Source organism: Xanthovirga aplysinae (assembly GCF_009711365.1).
Taxonomy (GTDB): domain Bacteria; phylum Bacteroidota; class Bacteroidia; order Cytophagales; family Cyclobacteriaceae; genus Xanthovirga; species Xanthovirga aplysinae.
This window is the reverse complement of sequence record NZ_SMMB01000445.1, coordinates 1,263-1,651: the sequence shown is the minus strand read 5'-3', so window position 1 is coordinate 1,651 and position 389 is coordinate 1,263. Positions and strand designations below refer to the sequence as shown.

Here is a 389-nt window from a genome sequence, read left to right as displayed (position 1 = left end):
TGGTAATTTGTTTATTTTGAGTATTGATAAGCCCCCATTTTTTACCCTCTTTGTAACCCAAGATATTTTCCATTATTTGGAATGGGGAATTAGGCCAACCCAAATCATCATATTGGGCAGGAATAACAACCTCTCCCTCCCCGTTTATTAGACCTTTCCTGTTTCCTTCTTCTATAATACTGAATTTTTCAATGGCGGTAAGGGATAAATGTGATGCTTGTTTAGGATTAACCTTTCCCCAAGATGCAAAAACTGAAACATAAAAAGTGGCAAAACCCAGCGTAAGTAAGGTAAAGCGATAGAAGTTTGAAAGGTTCATAAATTCCCCTGATAAAATGTTTTGGTGTAATAAATACAGTATTTTGCCCCTGTATTTGTTTAAATTATTT

1 protein-coding gene is annotated in these 389 nt (G+C 35.0%); it reads right to left on the bottom strand.

The features are described 5' to 3' along the window. On the bottom strand, positions 1 to 319 hold a 319-nt coding region (locus E1171_RS01690), incomplete at its 3' end, for a WG repeat-containing protein (protein WP_187696174.1). Between the last annotated feature and the right edge of the window lie 70 nt (positions 320 to 389).